Genomic DNA, 1,428 nt, shown 5'->3' on the forward strand with positions numbered 1-1,428 from the left:
TTTATTATGAAAAAAAATAGTATAATAATCATAGTATGTATTTTTTCTATATTTTTATTTTATTTTAAAAATACAGATTATGTAAAAAAGATATATAATAATATGAATAATAACTATGAATGGCTGGTATTAACAGCTGCAGATGATGGTTATCCAATGGAAATAATCTATGGAGAGTTAACTGATCCGATCGGAAGAGGAGGAAATATTCCTACTGGTCAACTGTTAAGAAGTCGTTTATTTGGTGATGCAGGGATGATGATAGTGGGGGATGAATTTCGTCCACTACCTCATAAAATGAAAATTAAATGGTTTTCTTATGCTGAGAATAAATTCTTTAAGGGTGAGTTTGATTTAGACCATAAGTATATTGAAGCTATTTTTGAACAGGAGGAATATATTTACAGAGATGGAGGAGGCATTGACTTTAAGGTAGTACCTATTCCAGGTGGAAAAGTAATGTTGTATTTGTATGGTGTGAATACCTTTTTATTAGGAATTTACCAAGGAGAAGAATATATAGTTAAGGATGATGATGCTTTTCATAGGGAAATGCGACTAATGAAAGGGACAGTAGCAGGAGAAGATACAAGGTTGGAATATGTAAAATTCTTTCAGGAAGAATTACCTAAGCAGACATTAAATGAAATAAAGAATAATACTATTCCCACTGATATTTGGGATAAAATTAGTGTGAAATATCCTTGGCGCTTTACATTTCATTTAGTAGATAGAAATGATTATCCTGAAAAAATAGTTGGAGAAGAAGAGAATCACGTTGTGTTTATCAATGCTGAGAGGAGGTTAAAACTTAATGAAGTGAATTATTTTATTACACCTGAACCTAAGCCTATTCCTATTGAATTGGCAACTACTTTTGATGCTCCTGGAGGGAGGTATGAGTTTAGGGTATTTCCAGGTAATGTAGGCGGTAAGGAGTTTTCTGTTTTACCTTATGACCAATATCGCAAACGAGAGCAACAACTTGTAAAGCTTTTTAAGGAGTTTTATGAAAGGATAGGAAAACAGCCCTTTGATCTACATTTAGAAATAGATGAAAAATTTGAAAATCCTAAGCTATACCTAAAAAAAGATGATATAATGCAAGAAATCCCCAATGTAGAGTTTGAGCTATTTAATAGTACATTTGACATCCAATTATATCCAAAAGAGTAATCTATGAAAGGCACTTACTACAAAACCCCCATAGACTTCAAGGCGTTGATAGAGAAGCGCGACCTTGCCAAGACCACCTTAGAGACCTCTATTGACCAGCAACTCTTCTTATTAGCCACCACAGCTTGGGGAGAATGCAAGTTTGGAGAAGCTCATAAGTGGAATCTATACCCCTTACTCAGAAAAGATGGCTTTATACTAAAAGAAGGCAATCGCAGCAATATAAGAATATATGGAGGTGATACCAAATGG

1 protein-coding gene and 1 pseudogene are annotated in these 1,428 nt (G+C 33.6%); both read left to right on the forward strand.

Annotated features, from left to right (window positions below):
- Positions 1-1,176 (forward strand): DUF2931 family protein (locus HMPREF9074_RS11600; RefSeq protein WP_034541081.1); only part of this gene is annotated, 1,176 nt, incomplete at its 5' end.
- A gap of 3 nt (positions 1,177-1,179) precedes the next feature.
- Positions 1,180-1,428 (forward strand): annotated as a pseudogene (locus HMPREF9074_RS11605) (hypothetical protein); the annotation flags it as partial.

Source organism: Capnocytophaga sp. oral taxon 329 str. F0087, assembly GCF_000213295.2.
Classification (GTDB): domain Bacteria; phylum Bacteroidota; class Bacteroidia; order Flavobacteriales; family Flavobacteriaceae; genus Capnocytophaga; species Capnocytophaga leadbetteri_A.